This window comes from Angustibacter sp. McL0619 (assembly GCF_049994355.1).
Lineage (GTDB): Bacteria > Actinomycetota > Actinomycetes > Actinomycetales > Angustibacteraceae > Angustibacter.
Map to the genome: position 1 here is coordinate 4188490 of NZ_CP188257.1, position 21742 is coordinate 4210231.

Genomic DNA, 21742 nt, shown 5'->3' on the forward strand with positions numbered 1-21742 from the left:
TCCTCCTCGGCAGCAGTAGGTCAGGTCAGGCGAAGGCGTAGAGGCGGACGTGCCTGACGTAGGGGACCAGCGAAGCCGCCGGGCAGAACGCGATCGGCTCGTGGGTCTTCAGCCAGCCGCGCAACCTCGTCCAGTCGTCCGACGTGTCCGGTCGGCCGACCTCCTCCTCGATGTCCATGTATCGCTCCAGGACATCGAGCAGCGAGGCGCTGTGCGACAGCGGATCCGTGTTCGGGTCGAAGTCGAGGATGGCCCCGAGCAGTGCCGCCCCCTGCGAGGGCAGCCCGGTCTGCGTGGCCAGCAGGAACATCGCCTGCTGGTAGGGCTCTGGCGCATCGGCCCGTCCGGGCTGGGACGACGGCCCGATCCGACCCACCGACTTGATCAGCCGGTATACGTTCACGTAGCGCTTCAGGCTTCTCGGCGAGGTGTCCAGCAACGGCAGCAACTCCTGCAGGAACGCCAGCTCGGCTTCACTGAACCGCAGGTTCTCCGGGTTCAGGTCGACGGCGATGCTCGGTGGCTCGGGCAGCTCCTTGGCGGTATCGGGCGCGGGCTCGGTCAGGAACGTGTCGAGATCCAGACCCGACAGGTCGAGTCCGTCGTCCGTCGCGGACGCCGCCGGATTCGGTTCTGCCAGAATGGTTTCCGGATTTAGTGTTGACGTCGATGTCGGGTCGCTCGGTGGCGGGTCCACCAGCGACAGCTGCGCCGGAACCACCTCGGGGCCGAGCAGCCCCTCGACGAACCGGGCCCGCGTGGCGAGGTCGAGCGGGCCGATGCTGAACGGGATCTGGAAGATCTTCTCCAGGTAGTCCTGCGGGGTCGCGGAGCCGTCCTGCTCTCCGTGGCTCGAGCTCGGACCGCCACCGAGCAGGTCCCGGTACTGCGATTCGAGGGACTGCGCGAGCCACCGCGGATCGACGGCCACGACGACGACGAAGACCGGGAACGACATCAGCAGATGCACCGCCTGCAGCACCTCGACGACGCGAGAGGGCGGGCAGCGGTCCAGGTCGTCCACGTAGAGCACGACCCGGTTGAAGTCGGCGCCTGAGCTCTCGTCGGCCGCCGCATCGTCGCTGAGGATGGTCTCGTTGTTGGCCGCCACCAGCTCGGACAGCTTCTCGAAGTCCCGCCGGATCAGCGAGGTGACGCCAAGGAACTTTCGGTAGTCGGCGCTGTCCGAGCGCTCCTGAAGGAAGCCGGCCAGCAGCCGGCCGGGAGTGAGCTCGGCCAACTGGTCGGTCAGCGCCCGGATCTCGGTGTCGGCCTCGTTCTGGCGACGCAGCGCCTCCTGGATCTCGCGGTCCAGGCCGTCGATCTCCTGCTGGATCCTGGCCAGGTCGTCGGCCTGTCGCCTGGACTCGGCGTCGACCCGGGCCTGGACCTGCCGCTGCGCGCCCTCGATCCGGTTGAGCGATCCGGTGGCCCACCTCGTGCCGCCGTTGACGACAACCGCTGCGGCACTGAAGAAGCCGGCCACCGCGGTCAGCACCTGGGTCACCGCCGAGGCGTGCACGTGTTGCAGTCCCACCGCGACCAGCGGCGCGACCCCGGCGGCCACGACCAGGAACAGGACCCACCACCAGCCGTACTGGCGCATCGGTCCGAACAGCGCCGAGCCGCGGTGCACGACGTCTCGCGCATCCGCCAGGCTGCGCGCGGCGTCCGCAGCGGATGTCGAGACCGCTTGCCCTGCGACCTGGTCGGGCCGCACGCCCACCGGTTTGAGGGCGCCTGTTACTGCAGAGGTCTCGCTGATGTCGAGCATCGCGGCGGCAGCGACGTCGCTGAGCTGGATCCGGCTGACCTTCTGAAGCTTCTTGGCCTGCACCTCCGTCAGCTGCCTCGCTCGGTCAGCCTCCTCGTCGCGTCGGCCTTGCAGCCGGTTGATCTGCGAACTCAGCGACTGGTGCTCGGTGCGGGTGCTGGCCAGCTGCGCCGTCACCGCTCGGCGGCGCCGATCCAGCTCGGACTCCTTCTCGCTCGCCGAGGTTCGCAGGTTGGCGAAGATGTGGTCCACCAGGCTTGCCCAGAGGTTCCCCTCCACGTAGTGCCACGCGTTGAACTCGATCTGCACGACGCGCTTGAACACACCGATCTCGTGCTGCGGGCGGGCGGACTGCCTGGCCCCACGGGTCAGCTCGTCGATCCGCCGCTGCAGCGAGCGCAGGAAGAAGGTCTTGCCGGAACCCCAGTTCCCGAACAGCCCCACGGCGAGCGGCGGCTGCATACCTCGCGACGTGATCAGGTAGGCGAACGCGTCGACGACGTCGTCCACGCCGATCAGATCCACCGGGTGCCCGGCGTCCGCGTCGTAGGCGGGCAGCACGGCGGTGGCCGCATCGGCGTAGACGAAACGGTCCTGGACGTCGGGTGGCGCAGCGGCCGTGTCGTCAGCTTCCGTGCCGTCCGGCTCCGCCGGGGTGGCTGGTTCCGCCGGGCTGTCTGGAAGTTCAGCAAGCGAGGGCTCCTGCGCGACCTCGGGCTCCTCCCCCAGGACGGCGCTGTCCTCCGTCGGCGGGCGGTACCCGGGGACGCGCTCGAACTTGGCCTTGGCCCTGCGCGGTTCTTCGGATGTCGGGGACTCGGAGACCGGGGACTCGGATGCCGGGGACTCGGAGACCGACTTCTCCAACGTCATCTCGAACCCCGGCAGCTCAACGGATGACGAGCCGAAGGCCGGCTCGTGCGAACCCTCTTCGTCAAGCGGGATGCTGATCCGGAGCCGCAGCTGACTGAGTCGTCCGAGCTCGCGGCTGACGTCGTCCAGCAGGATCTGGTGCTCACGGACTGCGTCGCGCGGCGTCGAGTCGTCGCCCCCGAAATTGGGCCGCTGGGCGCCGTCCCGGTCGACGATGATGCTGTCGATCACCGCCAGGTTCTCGTCGTGCCAACGCTGGGCGAGCCGGCGAAACTCGTCTGGGGGCATGGTGCTCGCGTCCCCGAGCATCCGCTCGCCAATGGTGATCCGGTCTGTCAGGTAGCGCATGGCGACGGCCGCCGAGACCTTCAGCCCGAAGTCCTCAGGAATGTCCAGCCGCTCCAGCATCGCCGCTCCCCAGTCGACCGAGGCTGGTTAGACCGTAGCCGCGCACGGATCGCGTGACTACCGCCTTGCCCGCCACGAGCACAACAGCAGCCAGCCCTGGAACCGGGCCAGCCACGCTGCCGGCGCGAACCCCTACTCAAGCGGGTTGCTGGTCGTCCCGCGCACTACGAGTCGCGGTGCGACCAGGCTCTCCTGCGGCGCGCCTGCGAGCCCGTCGGCCCGGGCGATCGCCCGGTCGAGCGCCTGGGCGGCCAGCGCCGCACCATCCTGCGCGATCGTGGTCAACGCCAGAGTGGCCAGTCCAGCGATGTGCGAGTTGTCGAAGCCGACGACCGACAGGTCCCCCGGGACCCGGACACCCGCTGCGCGCATCGTCGCGATCAGGCCGGCGGCGCAGTGGTCGTTGAACGCTGCGACCGCGGTGCACCCGGCCTTTGCGGCCAACAGAGCCTGTCCGGCCGCCTCTCCGTCGGCGTCCGTGATCCCGCCGCCGACGATGTGCTCGGCCTCACCCAGCCCGGCCCCGCGCATCGCGGCGCGATAGCCGCGACGGCGCTCCGCCGCGCCGGCCGCCGTGCCGCCGTCGACGTGGACGATCGCCTGGTGACCGCGCGAGACGAGATGCTCGACGGCGATCCTGGCCCCCGCGACGTCGTCCGTGCGGACGACGTCCACCGGCGTGCCACGGATGGCGCGGGCCACGACGACGGTCGGGGTCCGGGCGGCGAGCTCCGCGAGCCGGGCGCGTTGCAGGGTCGGGCCGATCAGGATCAGCGCCTCCACCCGGTAGTCGACCATCGAGCGGACTGCGTTGCCCTCGTCGTGCGCCGGCGTCACCGCCCCGAGGGCCAGGTCGTACTCGGTGGACTCCGACGTGGCGTACAGGTGGTCGACCAGCTCGCCGTGGAACTCCTGCGGCAGAGCGAAGACGACGCCGATCGTCCTGCTGCGCTTGCGTCCGAGCAGTCGGGCGTGGTGGTCCGGCCGGTAGTCCAGCTCGGCGGCCGCGGCGAAGACGCGCTCGCGAGTCGCCGCGCTGGCGCCCGAGACACCGCGGAACACGATCGAGACCAGGGCGCGCGAGACCCCCGCCCGCGCGGCGACGTCCTGCATCGTCACCGACGGCGTGCCACCCGTCGCGCCCATCCCGACCTCCCGTGTCGCGCACCATAGAGGGCCCTAGTCGATGCCGGCCAAGGGTTGACGGACGACGCCGCAGGTTCGAGACTAGAGCGCTCTAGTCGAGTTTAGAGGAGAGCCCATGTCGTCCAGCCCCGCGGCCGTCGCGGACCCGGTACGAGTAGCCCTGATCGGCGCCGGACGGATCGGCACGTCGCACGCGCAGACCCTCGCTCGACGAGTCACGGGCGCGCAGCTCGTCGCCGTCAGCGACCCTCGGCCCGAGGCGGCCCGCGCGCTGGCCGACCTGCTCGGGGTGCGCGCGCAGCCCGACGTGCACCAGCTTCTGGGCGACCCCGAGGTCGAGGCGGTGGTGATCAGCGCGGCTTCCGAGGCGCACGCGGACCTGATCGTCACCGCCGCCGAGGCCGGGAAGGCGATCTTCTGCGAGAAGCCCATGGCACAGCACCTGGAAGACGCCGACCGCGCGATCGGCGCTGCGCGGTCCGCCGGAGTTTGCTTGCAGGTCGGGTTCAACCGGCGCTTCGACCGCAGCTTCGCCGCCGCCCGCAAGGTCGTCCTCGACGGCGGCATCGGCACACCCCAGCTGATGCGGTCCCTGACCCGTGACCCGGGTCTGGCCAACCCCGCCGGCGTCCCACTGTGGACGGTCTTCCTGCAGACGCTGATCCACGACTTCGACATGTTGCTGTGGCTGAATCCTGGAGCTCAGCCGGTCCAGGTCTACGCCGCGGCGGACGCGCTCGTGGCCCCGGCGTTCCGGGAGGCTGGCCTGCTCGACACCGCGGTGGTCACGATCCGCTTCGACAACGGCGCCATCGCCACCGCCGAGGCCAGCTTCTCCGCCTCGTACGGCTACGACGTCCGCGGGGAGGTCTTCGGATCCGCCGGCATGGTCACCATCGGCGACACGGCCCGCACCTCGATGGTCTACCACGACGCGAGGGGCCTGCACGCGCAGACGACGCGCGGCGACGTCGAGCTCTTCCTGGACGCCTACACGGCCGAGTTCGACGAGTTCGTCAGCGCCGTGCGGGACAAGCGCGACCCCAGTGTCACCGGGCACGACGCGCGCCGGGCACTCACCGTCGCGCTCGGCGCGATCGAGTCGATGAGGCGTGGTAGGCCCGTCGAGCTGGCCGACGACGGCGCAGTGCGGGCCGCCCGGTGAGCACCCCGTCGACCGACTTCGTCCTTGCGGCGTCAGCCGAGATGTTGTTCACCGAGCTGCCCTTCGAGGACCGGGTCCGCACCATCCACGACCTCGGGTTCGCGGTCGAGATCTGGGGCTGGACGGCGAAGGACGTGGACGCGCTCAAGGCCACCGGGGCGCACTTCACCTCGATGACCGGCTACGTCCGCGGCGACCTCACGACGCCGGACGGCGCGGCCGAGCTGCTCCGCACTGCGCGGCAGTCGATCGAGGCCGCGGCCCGGCTGGGCTGCTCGTCGCTCAACGTGCACGGGACCGGGCTGGACGACAAGGGCCTGCCGGTCCGCCCGGTCGAGGTCGTCACCGGACCCATGTGGCTCGCGGCCGCTGACACCCTCGGCCGGCTGGGCGACCTGGGCCGCAGCGAAGGAGTCGTCTTCACCCTGGAGAACCTGAACACCGGGCTCGACCACCCGGGGACGCCGTTCGCCCGGGCTGCCGAGACGTTGGCGCTCGTCCGGGCCGTCGACAGCCCCGGCCTCCGGATGAACCTCGACCTCTATCACGCGCAGATCGACGAAGGGAACCTGATCGACCTGCTCCGCCGGTCGATCGACCATGTCGGTGAGATCCAGGTGGCAGACGTGCCCGGGCGCTGCGAACCGGGGACGGGCGAGATCCACTACCCGGCCATCGCGACGGCTCTGCGTGAGCTCGGCTACTCGAGCGTCGTCGCCCTGGAGGCCTGGGCGTCAGCCGACAGCCACGTTGCCCTCGAGCGGTTCCGCACGGCCTTCAGCAGCTGAGTCGAGACTCAGCGCTGCTCGCGGGAGCACCACCAGGTAGTACGACCGCCGACGGTGCCGCGTTGCATCGCCGCACCGCACCGCGGGCAACGCGCCCCGGCCTTGCGGTACGGCACCACGGCCAGCGTGTGCACGCCGCCGCCGGCCACGGCGGCCTGGATCGAGGCGCGCACGGCGTCATGGAGTCGGCGGACCATGGGGCGGGTCAGCCCCTCGACGGGACGACGGGGGTCGACCCGGGCCTGCCAGAGGGCTTGGTCGGCGAGCAGGTTGCCGACCCCGGCCAGCGCGGACTGGTCGAGCAGCCTGGCCTTCACCGGGGCGCTGCCTCGGCCCATCAGTGCGCGGAACTCGTCCCAGGTGATCTCGGCGGCGTCGGGACCGAGCCCGTCGATGTCCGGGTCGAGCCGCACCCGGCCGAGTCGGCGCGGGTCGAGCAGCACGAGGCGGCCGCCGTCCGAGAATGTCAGCGCGAACCGAGTGAACCGTAGGTCGCCGGGTTGGCGGCCACGATCCCAGTAGTCCCCGCCGTCGATCTCCTGGCCGTCCGGGTCGATCACCACGACCTTGCCGGACATGCCGAGGTGCAGGCCGAGCAGCGGTCCCGGCGTGCGGGAGCGTCCGGCGCCCGACGTCTCGCACCACATGCTCTTGCCGCGCCGGTGCGCGGTGGTCAGTCGACGGCCGACCAGCGCGGCCCGGATGTCACCTGGCCGGTGTGGTCGGCACTCGTAGGTGTCGGAGTCGTCGACGTCAATGATGCGCCGGCCGAGTGCGTGCTCCTCGAGCACCCGCCGCGCCGTCTCGACCTCGGGCAGCTCGGGCACGGTGTCGAGCGTACGGCGCAGCAGATCAGTCGTCGGCGGCGAGCCGGCGCATCAGCTTGACGAACTGCCGCCGCTCCTTCTGCGTCAACGGCGCGAGCACCTGCTGCTGGACCTCGGACAGGACGCGGTCGAGCACGCGCAGCTGCTTGCGGCCTGCCTTGGTGATGGACACGACGTTGCGCCGCCGGTCGTCCGGGTCAACGGACCGTGCGACGAGGTCGCGGCGCTCGAGCTCATTGATCGCCGCGGTGACGTCGCTGCGGTCGATGCCGGTGCTCCGACCGAGATCCGCCTGGCTGGCCGCGCCCTGCTCCTCCAGTGAGGCCAGCAGGCGGTAGTGATAGCTGCGCAGCCCGGCGCCGTGCGCCTCGAACCCGGCGCTCAGCAGGCTGCTCGAGCGTGCGTAAGCGCGACTGATCAGCCAGGTCGGCCGGTCCCGAACGCGCGCCGGCGCCCGCCCGGCAGGCTTCGTGTCTTCCACTCGCAGCAGCCTAGCAGTTGTTGGTCCGGCCAACGATGACTATGGTGGTGAAACCAACGTTGGCCCTGCCAACGATTTTACTCAGTGAGAGAGGAACTGCCATGAGCCCGTCCGCATTGATCGTCGGCAAGAGCCAGCTGGTGCTCACCGATACCGTCAGCCTGTTGCGCGGCAAGGGATTCACAGCCGACGCCACCAACCAGTTCGACGACGTCGGCCGCGACTTCGACCTCGGCGCCTACGACGTCGTCGTGTTCGGCGGCCAGGTGCCGCCGGACACCAGGGAGCAGCTGGCTTCGCAGGTCCGCCGGCTCAACCCCGAAGCGTTTCTCGTCGACGGCCTGGCCGGGATCCCCGGCCTGATCGCGGCCCAGGTCGAGGGAGCCTTGGCTGCCGGACGGGCCGAACCCGCCCCGGAGTTCGACCCCGGACGACGGGCGATCGTGCTGTCCCTGGCCGGCGCGCGAACCGTGACGGTCACCACCTGGTGGGCGACGTCATTCATACCGCCGGACCCGAAGAGCGACTCGCGGATCCTGGTCGACCACCAGTGGCTCGAGGGACGGCAGACGATCCTGTTGCCGGATGACGTGCCAGCGCAGGCGGCGTTCGTCGCCGTGCAGCTCGACGAGCAGGTCCACACCCTGCGCGTGGCTTGACCGGCAGGACCTGATCGGGCCGCTCACCTGCCGAGGATCGACCCATCCGAGGTGAACGGGTCCGGGCGGCACCACCGTTCAGCTGTTGGCGCGCGGGGCTATCGCGGGTAGTTCCACGGTGATGCGGATTCCCCCCGCAGAGCGCGGGGTGAGGGTGAGTGTCCCGTCGTGGGCGTGGGTGATGGACTTGACGATGGCCAGGCCGAGGCCGACGCCCGCTTGGTCGGTGTGTATGCGCTCGGTGCCGCGCTGAAATGGTTCGGTGAGTGCCGAGATCTTTTGTGGGGTAAGCCCCTCGCCGGTGTTTTCGACGGTGAGCACCACAGTGTTGGCGCGGACGCTGGTATTCACCCAGACGGCGCCGTGGTCAGGCAGGTTGTGCACGATCGCGTTGTGCACGAGGTTCGTGACCAGCTGCAGCAGGAGCGCAGGTGAGCCGACGGCGGGAGTGATGACGCCCGATGTCTCGATGGTGACGCCGTGCTTCTCGGCGAAAGGGAGGAGGGTTTCGGTGGCTTCCTCTGCCACAAGCGAAAGGTCGACGTGCTCGGGGGCGAACGAGCGTTGGTCGGCGCGGCTGAGCAGGAGCAGAGCTTCGGTGAGGTCGATCGCTCGGGTATTGACGACGTGCAGGCGGTCCAGCAGCTCTACGGTGTCGCGGCTGGGGTCCTTGCGGGCCACTTCGAGGAGGGTCTGCGTGATCGCCAACGGGGTGCGCAGCTCGTGGGAGGCGTTCGCTGCGAAGCGCTGCTGCTCGGCGATGTGAGCTTCGAGCCGCGCGAGCATGGCGTCGAAGGCGTCGGCAAGCTCGCGGAACTCGTCGCTGCGGCCTTCGAGCCGGATCCGGTGCGAGAGCGAACCCGTGGCGGCGATGCGGGTGGCATCGGTGATCCGGGTCAAGGGAGCGAGCATCCGTCCAGCGAGCAGCCATCCCCCGACGAGACCGAAGACAAGCAGGAACGTCAGCGCCTGAGCTGCTCTCGGCGCAAAGGCCTTCTGCAGATCGGAGCGGCCGGGACTGAAGGGGCCGGGGCCGAAGCCCGCCTGGTCAGGCACATAACGCAAGAGGAACACCCACACGGTCGCGAGCAGCAAGGTGCCAGCGACCATCAGGAAGCCGGCGTAGCTGAGGGTGAGCTTGAGGCGGACGCTCAACCCAGGCGCCCTATCCATCGCCGACTCCCCCACCTTCGGCGTCCGGTTCCGTCTCGATGCGGTAGCCGACGCCGGGCACCGTGGCGATGATCCCGGGCTTGCCGAGCCGCTTGCGCAGGGCCGAGACCGTGATACGCACCGCGTTGGTGAAGGGGTTGGCGTTCTCGTCCCAGGCCCGCTCCAACAGCTCTTCGGCGCTGACGACACCGCCTTCGGCTGCGACGAGGACCTCGAGCACGGCGAACTGCTTGCGCGTGAGCGCGATGTAGCGGCCGTCGCGGTGCACCTCGCGGCGGAACGGGTCCAGGCGCAGACCGGCGATCTCCCGCACGGGTGGCCTGTTGTGGGCGCGCCTGCGATCGAGCGCTCGAAGACGCAGCACGAGCTCTTGGAGCTCGAACGGCTTCGTGAGGTAGTCATCCGCGCCGAGCTCGAACCCGGAAGCCTTGTCGTCCAGTCGGTCGGCAGCGGTGAGCATGAGGATCGGCATGCCGCTGCCGGAGGCGATGATCCGCTTGGCGACCTCGTCACCGGACGGCCCCGGGACGTCTCGGTCGAGGACGGCGATGTCGTAGGCGTTGATGCCGAGCGCCTCCAGTGCGGTGTCACCGTCGCCGGCGATGTCGGCGGCGATCGCTTCCAGGCGCAGGCCGTCGCGGATGGCCTCTGCCAGATAGGGCTCGTCCTCGAGGATCAGCACACGCATGCTCTCGATCCTAGGGAGCCGGCGCATATCGTCGGCATATCGAAATCCAGATACGTGCTGGCAACACACAGCTGCCTTGACTGGCAGCATGAGTCGAACGCCACCATCCGCGCGGACAACGACTCGCCCGATTCGCTGGCTCATCGTCGTCGGCCTGATTGTCGTCATCGCAGTGGTCGCTGCAGTCCTCGGCCATTCCGGGGCGAGCACCTCCGCTGCGGCTGCCTCGACAGCCTCGGCCTTTTCGATGCCCTCGGCGTCCACAGCCCGATCGGCCCGCTCGGCGCCTCCCGCGCCGTCACCCTCGCATACTCAGCGCAGCGAGCACCGGGGTTCGCTCGGCAAGGCCGACGGCGTCGTCCCCGACGGCGTGACCGTGTTCGATGACGCGACTCCGGCTGTGGCCAACCTCGATCCGGACCTGCTCGAGGCCCTCCGCCAGGCCGCAACGGACGCCGCGGACGATGGCGTCGAGTTCTACGTCAACAGCGGCTGGCGTTCCCCGAGGTACCAAGAACAACTACTCGATCAGGCGGTCTCGAAGTACGGGTCGAGAAACAAAGCCGCCCGATGGGTGGCCACCCCGAACACGTCCGCTCACGTCTCCGGGGACGCGGTCGACATCGGGCCCAGCGATGCCGCGGTGTGGCTGTCCAGACACGGCGCCGAGTACGGGCTGTGCCAGACCTATCGCAACGAACCCTGGCACTACGAACTGCGCACCACTGCGGTCAACGGTGGTTGCCCGCGTATGTACGCCGACCCCACGCAGGACCCGAGGATGCAGCAGTGAGCATCCGTCGTGGGCCCTGGCGGCGCGGCCGGCTGCTCGCGGCTCTTTCGCTGCTGCTGGGCCTGTTCATGTTGCTGCACCTGAGGATTCCGAACCGGATCGGGAACCTCGGCAGCCTGGTGGACACCTTTCTGCCGTGGTTCGGTCTGTTCATCCCGGTGCTGCTGGTCGGGGCACTGGGGCGCCGCTCCATCCCGGCGATGATCGCCCTGCTGCTGCCGATCGCGGTGTGGCTGAACCTGTTCGGAGGGCTGCTCAGCGACAAGTCCCACCCAGGTGGCGACCTGACGGTGGCCAGCCAGAACGTCGGGGCCGACAACCCCGACCCGGCCGGCACCGCCCGCGACGTGGCCGCCTCCGGTGTCGACCTGCTCGCGTTGGAGGAGCTGACCCCGCAGGCCACCAGCAAGTGCAAGCAGGCGCTGGCGACGACGTACCGGTACCACGTCGTGCAGGGAACTGTCGGACTGTGGAGCAAGCTGCCCCTGTCGGACACCCAGCCGGTCGACATCGGGATGGATTCGACGCGGGCGCTGCGCACCACGGTGACGACGGACCACGGGTCGCTGGCGGTGTATGTCGCCCACCTGGGATCCGTACGGGTGTTGCCCAGGAACGGCTTCTGGACAGCCCAGCGGGACGCCGGCGTGCGCACTCTCGGCAAGGCCATCGCCGCCGAGCAGAATCAGCGCGTGGTGCTGCTCGGCGACCTGAACGGCACCACGAACGACCGTGCGCTCGCTGACCTCACCTCGCAGATGCACTCAGCCCAGGACGCCGCCGGAGCTGGCTTCGGCTTCAGCTGGCCGGCGAGGTCCCCAGTCGCGCGGATCGACCACATCCTGGTCCGTGGGGTAGAGCCAGAGAGCGCGTGGGTGCTGCCCGCCACCGACAGCGACCACCGGCCTGTGGCGGCCGAAATCAGCTGGTGACCACCGCGTCCTCACAGCCAGGTCTGACCGCACGCCTTCTTGAACGATCGTTGCCGCTACAGGTCGGCCACGGCTGGGATCACCCGCTCGGCCATCAGCTCCAGCGTGCCGGGCCTGCTGACGTTGGCGAGGGCCCCGTGCGCCACCTCGATACCCAGGCCGGCGAGCTCGTGCATGTGTTCGATCGTCTGCTCGACGTACTCGCCGTTCGGTCCGAGGTCGAACCGCAGCTGAGCCGTCTTCTCGATCTGGTCGTAGTCGCGGTCCAGGCGCTCGCAGTGCTCGCGCAACACCTCCAGCTTGTGGGCCAGCTCGGGTGTGTCGAAGATGTTGCACGCGTCGGCGTACTGGGCCACCAGGCGCAAGGTCTTACGCTCACCGGCGCCGCCGATGAGGATCGGCGGGTGGGGACGGCTGAGGGACTGCGGTGAGTTCAGCGTCCGCGCGAGGTGGTAGTGATTGCCCTCGTACGGGCCGTCGTCCTCGCTCCACATCCGCTGGCAGATCTGCAGCGCTTCCTCGAGCCGCTCGAACCGCTCCGACGTTGATGGGAAGAACAGGCCAAGCCCGCGGGACTCCTCCTCGTTCCAGGCAGCGCCGATGCCCAGCATGGCGCGACCACCCGAGAGAACGTCGAGCGTGGTGACGGCCTTGGCCAGAAGTCCGGGATCGCGGTACACGACGGCGGTCACGACAGTGAGCAGCTTGACCCGCTCCGTCTTCGCGGCCAGAAAGCCGAGCGCGGTGTACGCCTCGAGCATCTCGTGCTCCGGCGGGCCAAGATGCGCGATCTGCCAGACGTGGTCCATCACGCTGATGCGGTCGTACCCCGCCAGTTCGGCGCGCGCAGCGACATCACCGAGCCTGTCGCGCAGGGTGATCGGCCCGCCGTCCCAGGTGAAGTCCGAGATGTGCAGCCCAAGCTTCATGCCACTCCCTCAGTCGCTGGTATCCGCTGGGCCGGCGCCGTTCGTCGCCGCCGGCCCCTCCATTCAACGCTCCTGGCCGCAGCATTCACAGCCAGCGACGCACCCGCCGTGCGTAGTCGTCGTACGGCGCACCGAACCGCTCGTGCAGGAACCGCTCCTCGGGGCGGATCGCGCCCCAGAGGACGAGCAGTACGGCGACCGGGAACAGCACGAGCCCCCACACCGTCGGTGCCAGCAACGCCAGCCCCAGGTAGAGCGCAAGCAGGCCGACGTACAACGGGTTGCGAGAGAGTCGGTACGGCCCCTCCTCAATCATCGCGTGAGTCGCCTGCCCCGGCAGCAGCCCGGTCTCGTGCCGGCGGAACAGCCACAGCGACCAGCCGTTCCACCCGACGAACAGCAGCACCAGTACCCAGCCGAGCGGAACCCGCCACCCGCCCAGCTCGATCGGGTCACCCCACAGCTGCGTTGCCAGCCAGCCAACGAGCAGAGGCGCGGCAACCGCGACCGGTGGCCAGAGCCGAAACCCGACGGCGTGCTCGGAACCATTCTCCATGCCCACATTCTTGCGAACGGCTCTCCGGGGACGCCCACACGCTGCCACGTCCTGGTCATCGGTGAGCGGTCGCCGGCCCCTGAGCCGGCGCCGCCAAAGGTCTCTTGTTGACCGTTTGGGCGTCGCAGGGCAACGTAGGTCTGACGGCGCCCCTGAGGACGTCGCCGTGCAGAAACCCCGCCAGGAGAAGCGATTCGGCCTCGTGCACGCTGTGACGATCGGTGTGGCGATCAGCGCCTACGCGGCGTCGTGGGTCGCCCGCAGGAAGGGCCTGCACCGCACCGGCGCTCGGCTTGCCTTCGCTGGTGCGACCGTCTCCGGAGTCGGCGCCTACCTGGGCGGCCACCTGACGGAGGCACGCAAGGTGGCCAGCCGCCATCCCGCATTCGACGAAGGTGCCTCGGGGACCTAGGCGGGCGATGCCTCGGGCCAGTGCCGGGCGGATAGACGCACTGCGTAAATGTACCCTTGTAGGTACGTACCCGATCAGGTACATTGGCGCCATGGACACGGTGTTGCAGGCATTGGCCGACCAGAGCCGCCGCACGGTGCTGGACATCCTGCGGGATCACCCTGCGACGGCCGGCGAGCTGGCCGACGCGCTGCCGATCGCTCGGCCCGGCGTGTCTCGGCACCTGCGCGTTCTGCGGGAGGCAGGGCTCGTGAGCGTTCGCCAGGAGGCGCAGCGCAGGATCTACAGCCTGCGACTGGATGCCTTCGTCGAGGTGGACGAGTGGCTGGAGGACTACCGCGCGTTGTGGCAGAACCGGCTCGATGCCCTGCACACGGAGATCGCACGAGGAAGGAAGGCACGAACATGAGGATCATCGGCACGATGCGGGCGCTCGACGAAACCCGTGGGGCGGTGCGCGTCGAGGACGTGTACGAGACCGACATCGACGATTTGTGGCAGGCCTGCACCGCGCCGGAACGCCTCGCCCGCTGGCTGGCCGAGGTGTCTGGCGACGCGCGCGAGGGTGGAACGGTCCACGCCGTCTTCACGAGCACGTGGAGCGGTCCGGCCAGGATCGACGTCTGCGACGCCCCGCACCATCTGCTGCTCACGACAGAGCCGGGCACGGACGACGAGGCCCAGATCGAAGCCTGGCTCACCGCGGAAGGCCCCCGGACCAAGCTGGTGGTCGAGGAGCGCGGTCTGCCGGTCGGCTCGCTCCCCTTCCACGGAGCCGGGTGGCAGGTCCACCTGGAGGACCTCGCACGTTCCCTCGCGAGCGACGGGCCCGCACACGTCGGCGGCTGGTCGGCGCAGACAGCGGCCCCAGCCTGGCACGCGCGCTGGACCGAGCTCACCCCGGAGTACCACGAGGCGGCGGTCGGCTGATGTCCGACAGCATCAAGCTGGATGGAACCACGGTGAACGCGCCCGACGCCCTCGCCCTGGCGAAGTTCTATGCGGACATCACCGGGGGCGTAGCCAGGGGTACCTCACACTGGGCAGCCGTCACCGGCTCAAACGGGTTCATCGCCTTCCAGCAGGTCGAGGACTTCAGACCGCCCCAGTGGCCCGGCAGGGAGGTACCGATGCAGCTGCATCTTGACTTCCTCGTCGACGACCTGGAGGCGACCCGGACGCGGGTCCTTGCCGCCGGCGCCACGCGGCTGGACTTTCAGCCCAACTCCGACCACTGCTTCGTGTACGCCGACCCTGCAGGGCACCCGTTCTGCCTGTCGACCTGGGACGGTCAGGAACTTGTCGCGGGCCAGGAGAGCGGCAGCGACTCACCTTGACCTGGCCACCTCAGCGACGAACCCTTCGCCAAGGGGCCACGCAAGCGCGTTTCGGTTGGGCCGAGATTGCGGCATGCTCTGCACATGGTCGACCCAGCCGATTGGTTGCTGACCCGGCGGGAGCGGGCGAACCCGCTGACCCGGCTGGACGACCTCCACGACGGCGACCAGGCTTGGTCTGAGGGCAACCACGTCCGTCCGCTGATCCACGGAGCGACATACTTCCGAGCCCTGTACGACGCGCTGGAGGCGACCGGGCCGGGCGACCTGGTGCTCTTCACCGACTGGCAGGGCGATGCGGACGAACAGCTCACGGCCGAGCGCGACAGCCAGGTGGTCGAGGTGCTGTCCCGAGCGCACCAGCGAGGGGTCGCCGTACACGGGTTGGTGTGGCGCTCACACCTTGACCAGGCCGGGTTCTTCGCCACCGAGAACCGTCACCTCGGCGAGCAACTGCAGAAGCGAGGCGCCGAGGTGCTGCTCGACATGCGGGTGCGCGCCGGCGGCTCCCACCACCAGAAGTTCGTCGTGGTCCGGCACCGTGACGACCTCACGCGCGACGTGGCCTTCGTCGGCGGTATCGATCTGGCGCACAACCGACGGGACGACGCCGAGCACCGCGGTGACCCGCAGCCCCAACCGCTGACCAGGGAGTACGGCGCCCGCCCACCCTGGCATGACGTCCAGATAGCGATCCAGGGCCCCGCCGTCCACGACGTGGAGACCGTCTTCAGGGAGCGTTGGAGTGATCCCGCGCCGCTGTCGCGATCACCGTTGCGCCGCATGGCCGACAAGCTTCGGGGACTGGACAGCTCACCCGACTCGCTTCCCGAGCAGTGGCCCCCTCCGCCACCAGCGGGTGCCCACACTGTGCAGCTCCTGAGGACCTATCCGGATCTCGGCCCCGGCCGCGACTACCCCTTCGCCAGGGGCGGTGAGCGCAGCATCGCCCGCGGTTACAGCAAGGCCGTGCGACGGGCGGAGAGCCTCGTCTACGTCGAGGACCAGTACTTCTGGGGTCATGATGTCGCGCGGGTCTTCGAGGACCAGTTGCGGGCGCGTCCCGAGCTCCACCTGATCGTCGTCATCCCGCTGGTACCCGACATCGACGGACTCAACCGAGTGCCGCAGCTGCTCGGTCGTCAACGCGCTCTCGGCCGACTGATGGACCTCGCCCCCGAACGCGTAGCGGCGTACGGCCTGGAGAATCACGCGGGCGTCCCCGTCTACGTTCATGCCAAGGTCTGCATCGTCGACAACATCTGGGCCAGCACCGGTTCGGACAACTTCAGCCGCCGGTCGTGGACCCACGATTCTGAGCTCACCGCCGTCGTTCTCGACGAGTCGTACGCCCGTGACCTACGGCTCACCCTTGCCGCAGAGCACCTCGACCGGCTCGACAAGGTGAACGACCGTGGCCTCGAAGCGACAATGAGTGACTGCATCGATCCCGCCGCGATGTTCGAGGTCTACGCCTCCTGCGCCGCTCGACTCGACGAATGGCACGCCGCCGGCCGGCGCCAGGATCGGCCCCCGGGCCGACTTCGCCGGCTCCCGCTGCCCCAGCTCAGCGCGCGTCAGCGGCATTGGGCAGCACTGCCGCTCGACCTCATCCACGACCCCGACGGCAGACCTTCGGCGCTGCGAAGGGCCGACCGCTACTGAATCGTCGCCGCGCGACGTTCAGGCAGCGGCCGCGAGCTAGGTCTGGCCGTCACCGCCAGATTTCGGCCAACAGCGCCGCAAGCGCTCGGCCTTGGTCGTAGCCACCTCGCGCGGCCGGCGGACGCGTCGACGGGTCCAACGCGTTGGCGTCGAACACGTCACCCGCGCCGGCATCGGGAAAGACGGTCTCGACCTCGCTCCCTCCTGCGCGCAGCTCATCGACCTGGCTTGCGAGATCCATGCGCCACTCCAGCGGCATCCGCGACCTGCCGCCGAACGGTGACAGCACCAGCACCCGCCCGTATCCAGCCGCGAGGTCGGCGTTCTCGCTGCGTCGATAGCCGCCGTTGATGTATTGGTTCTCGCCGATGCGGTAGGGCGTCATCCCGCTGGTGCTGGCCGCGACGGCGTCCACCAGATCGACTCCGCTGTGGCGGTCGAACACGACCGGTTCACCGGTATCCGCATCGACCGCCGCGATCAGCACGGCCTGTTGCGGCCAGTGCTGGCTGGGAAGACGAGCCGCGACGATGTCGCGCCAGCGCGTCTGGCTGGAGCCGTTGGAAGCGGCCATCTCGAGCGCCGCGGCGCCCATCCGGCGGCGCATGTCGGACGCATCCGCAGCAGCACCGATGATCCCGTTCGACCACTCCATGTACGTCGGGCCCGAGACCTTCGGCGGGCGCCCCCTGTCCGATCCCGCGTGGCCGGCCGGTCGCTGAGGCACCTCGGTGAGGATCGCGGCATACAGCTCGGCCGGCCGTGTCCCGCTGGTGATCTGGGCAGCCACGGTCGATCCCGCCGACGTGCCGATGATGAGATCGGCTTCGGTGACATCGACCCCGGCATCGGACAGGCCCGCGATGAGACCGAGCTCCCACGCGTTGCCTGCCGCTCCGCCGCCGGCGAGAACCAAGGCTCGCTTGTCTGAGTTGCCCGCCGGTCTTGTGGCGTCGACCTGCTGGTCGGGCGTCGGCCAGTTCCCGTGCCGTGTCATCCGCGTCACCGCGATGCCATCGGAAGAGGTCGTCGAGCTGATGCGGCCGTCACCTCGCGCCGTCGCCCGCCTGGCGCAGCTTGTCGAGCCGCGCCCGCAGCAGTGACTCCCGGTGCCCGTTGCCGTGCAGGTCGAGGTATCGGCTGCCGAAGACCGCGAGCAGCGCGTCGTCCAGCCGCCGGACGGCGCCCGGCGGGTAGCGGTAGCCCATGCGCGACTCCAGGGCGGCGTCGTCCAGGGTGCCCAGCAGCCCGGCCAGCTCGTCGAGGGAGGTGATCCCCAGTTCGAGCAGCAAGCCCGAGATCCACTCGTAGTGGTCGGTTCGTGACCACCCGGCGTCCACGAACTGCGCGGCCAGGAAGGTCGCGAGGTCCTGCGCGTCGATGCGCGGGTCCGCGTCACCGGCGTCCCGGGAGTCGTCAGTGTCGTCATCCGCAGCCGGGCCGCCCTGCCGCAGCCGGTCGCGGATCGCCGAGAACTCGCCGTCGGCCAGCTCGAGCAGGCCAGCGGCCAGGGAGAACCGGCGGTCGAGATCGGCGCCATGCTCCTCAGGAACCGTTCCCTTGTAACGGATGTCGTGCTCGAACTCCGCCCACGCGTGCTGCAGGACCGTCCGCACCTGCACCTGCGCGCTGCGGCCCTGCAGGAGTCCGGACGCCGACGCCGGCCGGTCGTCGTCCATGGTGACCAGAAGGTGGCGGCTGGCGTAGCCGAAGCGGCCCTCGCTCGCGGTGACCTGACCCATGTCCCGGTCGTCGAGCACCCGCAGCTGGTCGGCGAGCAGGTCGGCAACCGCCGCGACGTCGCTGTGCACGTAGGTGATTACCCGGAGCCCGATCTGGTCGGTGATCTCGCTCAGCGGGTCTGCGTAGATGTGTCGGCCGCCGTCCGTGCGCTCGGCCTTGCCCGCGAAGGACGCCACCGTCTTGGCCCGACCGGTGACCGTGAGGTAGTTGATGCCGGCGTCGTCGAGCAGGCCGGTGACCAGCGCGACGTACTGCTCTGTGGCCGCACGCAGCTCGGGCTGCCGGGCGGCGTACTCCTGCACCGCGCGCCGGATCGTGTCCTCGACCCCCGGTGGCTGCTCGATCGACGGCTCGAGCCCCGCCGGCAGTGTCGGCGTGATGATCGCGCCGGTCGCCGCGTCGCCATACACGGTGACCCGATCCGGATGGCGCTCTGCGAACAGCGCGACGTACGCGCACACGACGGCGTCGACCTGGTCCTCAGCGCGACGCAGGTCGCTCTTGCGCTGCGCCTGCTCGACCCCGGCCACCAGGTCGGCCCACGCGGGCAGCTGGACCAGCCGCATCGACGGGTCAGCGGCGGCCAGGCCCTCGAGCAGCCCGACGAGCCGCATGAGCTCCGAACGCAGCTGCGACAGCGCGCGACCGGGCTTGTTCTTGTACTTCAAGGTCTGACCCAGCCGGAACAGGGACACCGTCGCGGCGTGCGGGTACACCTCCATCGCGCGCCGTGGCCCGCGCGACGCCGGATCCAGGTCCAGGCCGAGCAGCTGAGCCAGCCGGCCGCCGCGAGACCCGCTCCGGAACTCCGCTCGTCCAGTGTTGGTGGGGTGCGCGCCGGCGTGAAACCGCGCGAAGTCACGGTTGAGCGCTGCCTCAGCCGGACGGTTGCCGGTCGGGTTGGTGACGAGCAGGGGTGCGTCGATCGCGACCACGCACGGGCCCTCGGTGAAGGGCCGCAACGCGGCGACGATGCTGTCGTCGTCCGTCGCGGCGCTGACGTGGACCAGCCGACCTTCGGCGTCCAGGACGGCCAGCCCCGTGGAGCGCTTCTCGCCCCAGGCGAGGTCGATGCCGACATGATGCACGCGGCCACTGTGCCCTACCCGCCGACGATCTTCGCCGGCGGATGCTGATCGAACGGAGTTGCTTGACCCACCCGCTCCGCGGCGTGAGGGACTCAGCCACGGTGTCGACATTGGACTGATGGCGGATCAGTCGACACCGTCAATCAGCTGGCGCAGCGCCGCGACGTGCTCGCGAAGGGCCTTCCGGCCGGTACTGGTCAGCCCGATCCACGTCGTGCGTCGCCCCGCCCGGACGCCCTTGCGGGTGCGCACGTAGCCGGCGTCGGCCAGTGCCGAGACATGTTTGGACAGCACCGAGTCACTGACGTCGAGAACGGCCCGCAGCGTGGCGAACTCCGCCTCCGACACCGCGGACAGCATCGTGACCACCTGCAGGCGGGCCGGGGCGTGAATCAGTGGGTCGAGCCCGGCCATTAGCCGACGACCAGCAGCGCAACGACCCCCACGCACGCGAGCACGGCGAGCACGGCGAGCACCCGGGGCGAAGCGCCGTCCGCGTGGGCGACCGGGTCATGTCGGTAGGCGTGCCACCACCGCCGGGCGCTGAGCGCGTATCCGACTCCCCCGGCCACGGCCGCGACCGCGACGAGCCACCAGTGCGACTCGAAGGCGGCCCATGTCGCAGCCCCGAACGCGCCCAGGTAGACCAGCGTCGACATGGCCCCGCTTCCAAGGACGATCTGGCTGGTCAGACCATCGATCCTGACCCCGTTGATCCGCCGGAACTGGTACAGCGCGAGTGCGGCCACCCCCAGGAAGACGGCCACCCCTGCCAGCGCCACCGCGAGGCCGGCCGTCGTTTGAGCGGCGATCCCGTAGGCGGCGCTGCCCAGCTGGACCGCGACCGCGGCGCCCAGTGCCGGGTGCAGGCCGGTGGGCAGTCGCAGGCCCGCAGCCAGTCGCTGGCGCGCCTGGTCCGCGGCATCCAGCACTGAGCTCGGGTCGTCCGGGTCCTGCTGCGCAGCCTTACTTTCCATAGTGGCAAGTATGCTTTTCACTTTCCAATTTGGCAAGTATGCCCACGGCGCGGCTGTCCGCCACACGATTGACCTGCCTCAGCACCGAGAGCATGCTGGCCGTGAGTGACGGCCGGGCATCGTGAACCACGACGCCGTATGCGCCTGCTCGTCCCCCGGGTCATGTTGCCCGTCCTCAACTCTTGCCCCGATGCTTCCTCGCGCCAGGGCACTAGTGGAAGGAGACGCGCATGTCGGTCCCGCTAGGCACAATCGTCAAGGCGAGCCTCGCCTTCTTGGTGCTGAACCCGCTCATCGTTCTCGGCCCCGCCATCGCGCCCGCACAGGCCCACAGCAAGCCCGCGCACACAGAATCCCAGAACTTGTTCGTCGCCAACCAGACCACCAACACGATCCGGGAGTACTCCCCGTCTGGCGTGGACCTCGGGGACTTCGCCACGACGGGGTTGAACGGACCGACCGGCCTGGCCTTCGACAAGCACGGCAACCTCTACGCCACGAACATCAACGACAACACAGTTCGCGAGTTCTCCGCGACCGGCGTGGACCTGGGTTCCTTCGCGAGCACTGGACTGATGTCGCCGCGCGGACTCGCCTTCGATCATCATGGCAACCTGTACGTCGCGAACAACACCTGGATCGAGAAGTTCTCCCCGGCCGGCGTCGACCTGGGCGCATTTGCCGCCACCGGATTGAACGTCGCGCGCGGCATCGCCTTCGACAAGATGGGCAGCCTGTACGCCGCCAACCTGGGGGACAACACGATCCGAAAGTTCTCCCGCAACGGTGTGGATCTGGGTACCTTCGCCGCATCAGGTTTCCTGGCACCGGCGCTCATCGCGTTCGACCGGCGCGACAACCTGTACGTGACCAACTTCGGCGGCAACACGATCCGCGAGTTCTCCAGGACCGGGGTTGACCTCGGCGACTTCGCCGCGACCGGGCTGAACGCACCAGCTGGCCTGGCCTTCGACCAGCGCGGCAACCTCTACGTCTCCAACCGCGGCGACGGCACCATTCGGAAGTTCTCCTCATGTGGAACGGACCTGGGCTACTTCGCCACCTCCGGAATGGTTACGCCGGTCGGCCTCGCCTTCGCGCCAGGTGACGAGCACGAGGACAAGTGAGCATCGCGGCTCCCCGGTCATAACCACAGCGCTCGCATGCTGCCCCTCCTCAGAGCTCGAAACCGTCCTGCAGTGCTCACGCTGGATGGAGACGGATGGTGGTGCTGGCCGCCACACCAGACAACCCCATCTCCGTGCGCGCGACAGGCCCTGTCGTGAGGGGTACCCGCAGGGACTCCCTGTTCGGCCAGGAACTTCTAC

At 69.4% G+C, this 21742-nt stretch carries 23 protein-coding genes; 11 read left to right on the forward strand and 12 right to left on the reverse strand.

Going from position 1 to position 21742, the window contains the following annotated elements; translation table 11 throughout:
• Positions 1 to 25 precede the first annotated feature (25 nt).
• Positions 26 to 3055: a P-loop NTPase fold protein gene (locus ACPPVT_RS19610; protein WP_426563240.1), complete on the reverse strand. Its 3030-nt coding sequence runs from the start codon at positions 3053 to 3055 to the stop codon at positions 26 to 28.
• Positions 3056 to 3187: 132 nt separating this feature from the next.
• The gene (locus tag ACPPVT_RS19615; RefSeq protein ID WP_426563242.1) at positions 3188 to 4201 is read right to left on the reverse strand and encodes a LacI family DNA-binding transcriptional regulator; all 1014 of its coding nucleotides are present in this window, start codon (positions 4199 to 4201) and stop codon (positions 3188 to 3190) included.
• 115 nt (positions 4202 to 4316) lie between these two features.
• Between ACPPVT_RS19615 and ACPPVT_RS19620 the strand changes: the two genes are divergently transcribed.
• Positions 4317 to 5366, forward strand: a complete 1050-nt coding sequence (locus tag ACPPVT_RS19620; protein ID WP_426563244.1) for a Gfo/Idh/MocA family oxidoreductase — start codon at positions 4317 to 4319, stop codon at positions 5364 to 5366.
• Between the two features lie 41 nt (positions 5367 to 5407).
• Entirely contained in the window at positions 5408 to 6154 is a 747-nt protein-coding gene (locus ACPPVT_RS19625; protein WP_426567210.1) for a TIM barrel protein, read from the forward strand.
• 8 nt (positions 6155 to 6162) lie between these two features.
• Here ACPPVT_RS19625 and ACPPVT_RS19630 read toward each other — a convergent pair whose 3' ends face one another.
• Together ACPPVT_RS19630 and ACPPVT_RS19635 are read right to left on the reverse strand one after the other, a co-directional pair.
• The gene (locus ACPPVT_RS19630; protein ID WP_426563245.1) at positions 6163 to 6981 is read right to left on the reverse strand and encodes an Fpg/Nei family DNA glycosylase; all 819 of its coding nucleotides are present in this window, start codon (positions 6979 to 6981) and stop codon (positions 6163 to 6165) included.
• 25 nt (positions 6982 to 7006) lie between these two features.
• Positions 7007 to 7462: a MarR family winged helix-turn-helix transcriptional regulator gene (locus ACPPVT_RS19635; protein WP_426563247.1), complete on the reverse strand. Its 456-nt coding sequence runs from the start codon at positions 7460 to 7462 to the stop codon at positions 7007 to 7009.
• A 101-nt stretch (positions 7463 to 7563) separates the two neighbouring features.
• On the opposite strand from ACPPVT_RS19635, the gene ACPPVT_RS19640 reads away from it, so the two are divergent.
• Positions 7564 to 8121, forward strand: a complete 558-nt coding sequence (locus ACPPVT_RS19640; RefSeq protein WP_426563249.1) for a hypothetical protein — start codon at positions 7564 to 7566, stop codon at positions 8119 to 8121.
• A 78-nt stretch (positions 8122 to 8199) separates the two neighbouring features.
• On the opposite strand, the gene ACPPVT_RS19645 is transcribed toward ACPPVT_RS19640, so the two are convergent.
• On the reverse strand, positions 8200 to 9294 hold the full coding sequence (locus tag ACPPVT_RS19645; RefSeq protein ID WP_426563251.1) for a sensor histidine kinase: 1095 nt from the start codon (positions 9292 to 9294) through the stop codon (positions 8200 to 8202).
• Positions 9287 to 9982: a response regulator transcription factor gene (locus ACPPVT_RS19650; RefSeq protein ID WP_426563253.1), complete on the reverse strand. Its 696-nt coding sequence runs from the start codon at positions 9980 to 9982 to the stop codon at positions 9287 to 9289. The genes ACPPVT_RS19645 and ACPPVT_RS19650 overlap by 8 nt, the downstream gene beginning before the upstream one ends.
• Positions 9983 to 10070: 88 nt before the next feature.
• Between ACPPVT_RS19650 and ACPPVT_RS19655 the strand changes: the two genes are divergently transcribed.
• Together ACPPVT_RS19655 and ACPPVT_RS19660 are read left to right on the forward strand one after the other, a co-directional pair.
• Positions 10071 to 10775 carry a M15 family metallopeptidase gene (locus ACPPVT_RS19655; protein ID WP_426567211.1) on the forward strand — a complete coding sequence of 235 codons (705 nt, stop codon included), beginning with the start codon at positions 10071 to 10073 and terminating at the stop codon, positions 10773 to 10775.
• Positions 10772 to 11707: an endonuclease/exonuclease/phosphatase family protein gene (locus tag ACPPVT_RS19660; RefSeq protein ID WP_426563255.1), complete on the forward strand. Its 936-nt coding sequence runs from the start codon at positions 10772 to 10774 to the stop codon at positions 11705 to 11707. Before ACPPVT_RS19655 ends, ACPPVT_RS19660 begins: the two co-directional genes overlap by 4 nt.
• Positions 11708 to 11763: 56 nt before the next feature.
• Here ACPPVT_RS19660 and ACPPVT_RS19665 read toward each other — a convergent pair whose 3' ends face one another.
• Together ACPPVT_RS19665 and ACPPVT_RS19670 are read right to left on the reverse strand one after the other, a co-directional pair.
• On the reverse strand, positions 11764 to 12636 hold the full coding sequence (locus ACPPVT_RS19665) for an LLM class F420-dependent oxidoreductase (protein WP_426563257.1): 873 nt from the start codon (positions 12634 to 12636) through the stop codon (positions 11764 to 11766).
• Positions 12637 to 12721: 85 nt separating this feature from the next.
• Complete coding sequence (locus ACPPVT_RS19670; RefSeq protein ID WP_426563259.1) at positions 12722 to 13192, reverse strand: methyltransferase family protein; 471 nt, start codon at positions 13190 to 13192, stop codon at positions 12722 to 12724.
• Positions 13193 to 13358: 166 nt separating this feature from the next.
• Between ACPPVT_RS19670 and ACPPVT_RS19675 the strand changes: the two genes are divergently transcribed.
• The 5 genes from ACPPVT_RS19675 (at position 13359) to ACPPVT_RS19695 (ending at position 16606) form a co-directional block, all read left to right on the forward strand.
• Positions 13359 to 13604, forward strand: a complete 246-nt coding sequence (locus ACPPVT_RS19675; protein WP_426563261.1) for a hypothetical protein — start codon at positions 13359 to 13361, stop codon at positions 13602 to 13604.
• Between the two features lie 91 nt (positions 13605 to 13695).
• Positions 13696 to 14013, forward strand: coding sequence for an ArsR/SmtB family transcription factor (locus tag ACPPVT_RS19680; RefSeq protein ID WP_426563263.1), 318 nt, complete (start codon positions 13696 to 13698; stop codon positions 14011 to 14013).
• Complete coding sequence (locus ACPPVT_RS19685) at positions 14010 to 14534, forward strand: SRPBCC domain-containing protein (RefSeq protein WP_426563265.1); 525 nt, start codon at positions 14010 to 14012, stop codon at positions 14532 to 14534. Before ACPPVT_RS19680 ends, ACPPVT_RS19685 begins: the two co-directional genes overlap by 4 nt.
• Complete coding sequence (locus tag ACPPVT_RS19690) at positions 14534 to 14941, forward strand: VOC family protein (protein WP_426563267.1); 408 nt, start codon at positions 14534 to 14536, stop codon at positions 14939 to 14941. Before ACPPVT_RS19685 ends, ACPPVT_RS19690 begins: the two co-directional genes overlap by 1 nt.
• Before the next feature lie 84 nt (positions 14942 to 15025).
• The gene (locus ACPPVT_RS19695) at positions 15026 to 16606 is read left to right on the forward strand and encodes a phospholipase D-like domain-containing protein (protein ID WP_426563269.1); all 1581 of its coding nucleotides are present in this window, start codon (positions 15026 to 15028) and stop codon (positions 16604 to 16606) included.
• Positions 16607 to 16655: 49 nt separating this feature from the next.
• Here ACPPVT_RS19695 and ACPPVT_RS19700 read toward each other — a convergent pair whose 3' ends face one another.
• The 4 genes from ACPPVT_RS19700 to ACPPVT_RS19715 all read right to left on the reverse strand — a co-directional run bounded on the left by ACPPVT_RS19700 (position 16656) and on the right by ACPPVT_RS19715 (position 20414).
• Complete coding sequence (locus ACPPVT_RS19700) at positions 16656 to 17603, reverse strand: patatin-like phospholipase family protein (RefSeq protein WP_426563271.1); 948 nt, start codon at positions 17601 to 17603, stop codon at positions 16656 to 16658.
• Positions 17604 to 17652: 49 nt separating this feature from the next.
• Positions 17653 to 19437, reverse strand: a complete 1785-nt coding sequence (locus tag ACPPVT_RS19705) for a DUF429 domain-containing protein (RefSeq protein ID WP_426563273.1) — start codon at positions 19435 to 19437, stop codon at positions 17653 to 17655.
• Between the two features lie 126 nt (positions 19438 to 19563).
• The gene (locus ACPPVT_RS19710; protein WP_426563275.1) at positions 19564 to 19851 is read right to left on the reverse strand and encodes a transcriptional regulator; all 288 of its coding nucleotides are present in this window, start codon (positions 19849 to 19851) and stop codon (positions 19564 to 19566) included.
• On the reverse strand, positions 19851 to 20414 hold the full coding sequence (locus ACPPVT_RS19715) for a hypothetical protein (RefSeq protein ID WP_426563277.1): 564 nt from the start codon (positions 20412 to 20414) through the stop codon (positions 19851 to 19853). Before ACPPVT_RS19715 ends, ACPPVT_RS19710 begins: the two co-directional genes overlap by 1 nt.
• 230 nt (positions 20415 to 20644) lie before the next feature.
• Here ACPPVT_RS19715 and ACPPVT_RS19720 point away from each other — a divergent pair, with 230 nt between their 5' ends.
• Positions 20645 to 21541: an NHL repeat-containing protein gene (locus tag ACPPVT_RS19720; protein WP_426563279.1), complete on the forward strand. Its 897-nt coding sequence runs from the start codon at positions 20645 to 20647 to the stop codon at positions 21539 to 21541.
• The last annotated feature ends 201 nt before the right edge of the window (positions 21542 to 21742 follow it).

Coding starts and splice junctions, on each gene's coding strand:
- ACPPVT_RS19670 (WP_426563259.1), bottom strand. CDS start 13,192: ATGGAGAATGGTTCCGAGCACGCCGTCGGGTTTCGGCTCTGGCCACCG.
- ACPPVT_RS19620 (WP_426563244.1), top strand. CDS start 4,317: ATGTCGTCCAGCCCCGCGGCCGTCGCGGACCCGGTACGAGTAGCCCTG.
- ACPPVT_RS19690 (WP_426563267.1), top strand. CDS start 14,534: ATGTCCGACAGCATCAAGCTGGATGGAACCACGGTGAACGCGCCCGAC.
- ACPPVT_RS19710 (WP_426563275.1), bottom strand. CDS start 19,851: ATGGCCGGGCTCGACCCACTGATTCACGCCCCGGCCCGCCTGCAGGTG.
- ACPPVT_RS19680 (WP_426563263.1), top strand. CDS start 13,696: ATGGACACGGTGTTGCAGGCATTGGCCGACCAGAGCCGCCGCACGGTG.
- ACPPVT_RS19695 (WP_426563269.1), top strand. CDS start 15,026: ATGGTCGACCCAGCCGATTGGTTGCTGACCCGGCGGGAGCGGGCGAAC.
- ACPPVT_RS19645 (WP_426563251.1), bottom strand. CDS start 9,294: ATGGATAGGGCGCCTGGGTTGAGCGTCCGCCTCAAGCTCACCCTCAGC.
- ACPPVT_RS19640 (WP_426563249.1), top strand. CDS start 7,564: ATGAGCCCGTCCGCATTGATCGTCGGCAAGAGCCAGCTGGTGCTCACC.
- ACPPVT_RS19720 (WP_426563279.1), top strand. CDS start 20,645: ATGTCGGTCCCGCTAGGCACAATCGTCAAGGCGAGCCTCGCCTTCTTG.
- ACPPVT_RS19655 (WP_426567211.1), top strand. CDS start 10,071: ATGAGTCGAACGCCACCATCCGCGCGGACAACGACTCGCCCGATTCGC.
- ACPPVT_RS19685 (WP_426563265.1), top strand. CDS start 14,010: ATGAGGATCATCGGCACGATGCGGGCGCTCGACGAAACCCGTGGGGCG.
- ACPPVT_RS19665 (WP_426563257.1), bottom strand. CDS start 12,636: ATGAAGCTTGGGCTGCACATCTCGGACTTCACCTGGGACGGCGGGCCG.
- ACPPVT_RS19700 (WP_426563271.1), bottom strand. CDS start 17,603: ATGACACGGCACGGGAACTGGCCGACGCCCGACCAGCAGGTCGACGCC.
- ACPPVT_RS19650 (WP_426563253.1), bottom strand. CDS start 9,982: ATGCGTGTGCTGATCCTCGAGGACGAGCCCTATCTGGCAGAGGCCATC.
- ACPPVT_RS19715 (WP_426563277.1), bottom strand. CDS start 20,414: ATGGAAAGTAAGGCTGCGCAGCAGGACCCGGACGACCCGAGCTCAGTG.
- ACPPVT_RS19625 (WP_426567210.1), top strand. CDS start 5,408: ATGTTGTTCACCGAGCTGCCCTTCGAGGACCGGGTCCGCACCATCCAC.
- ACPPVT_RS19610 (WP_426563240.1), bottom strand. CDS start 3,055: ATGCTGGAGCGGCTGGACATTCCTGAGGACTTCGGGCTGAAGGTCTCG.
- ACPPVT_RS19615 (WP_426563242.1), bottom strand. CDS start 4,201: ATGGGCGCGACGGGTGGCACGCCGTCGGTGACGATGCAGGACGTCGCC.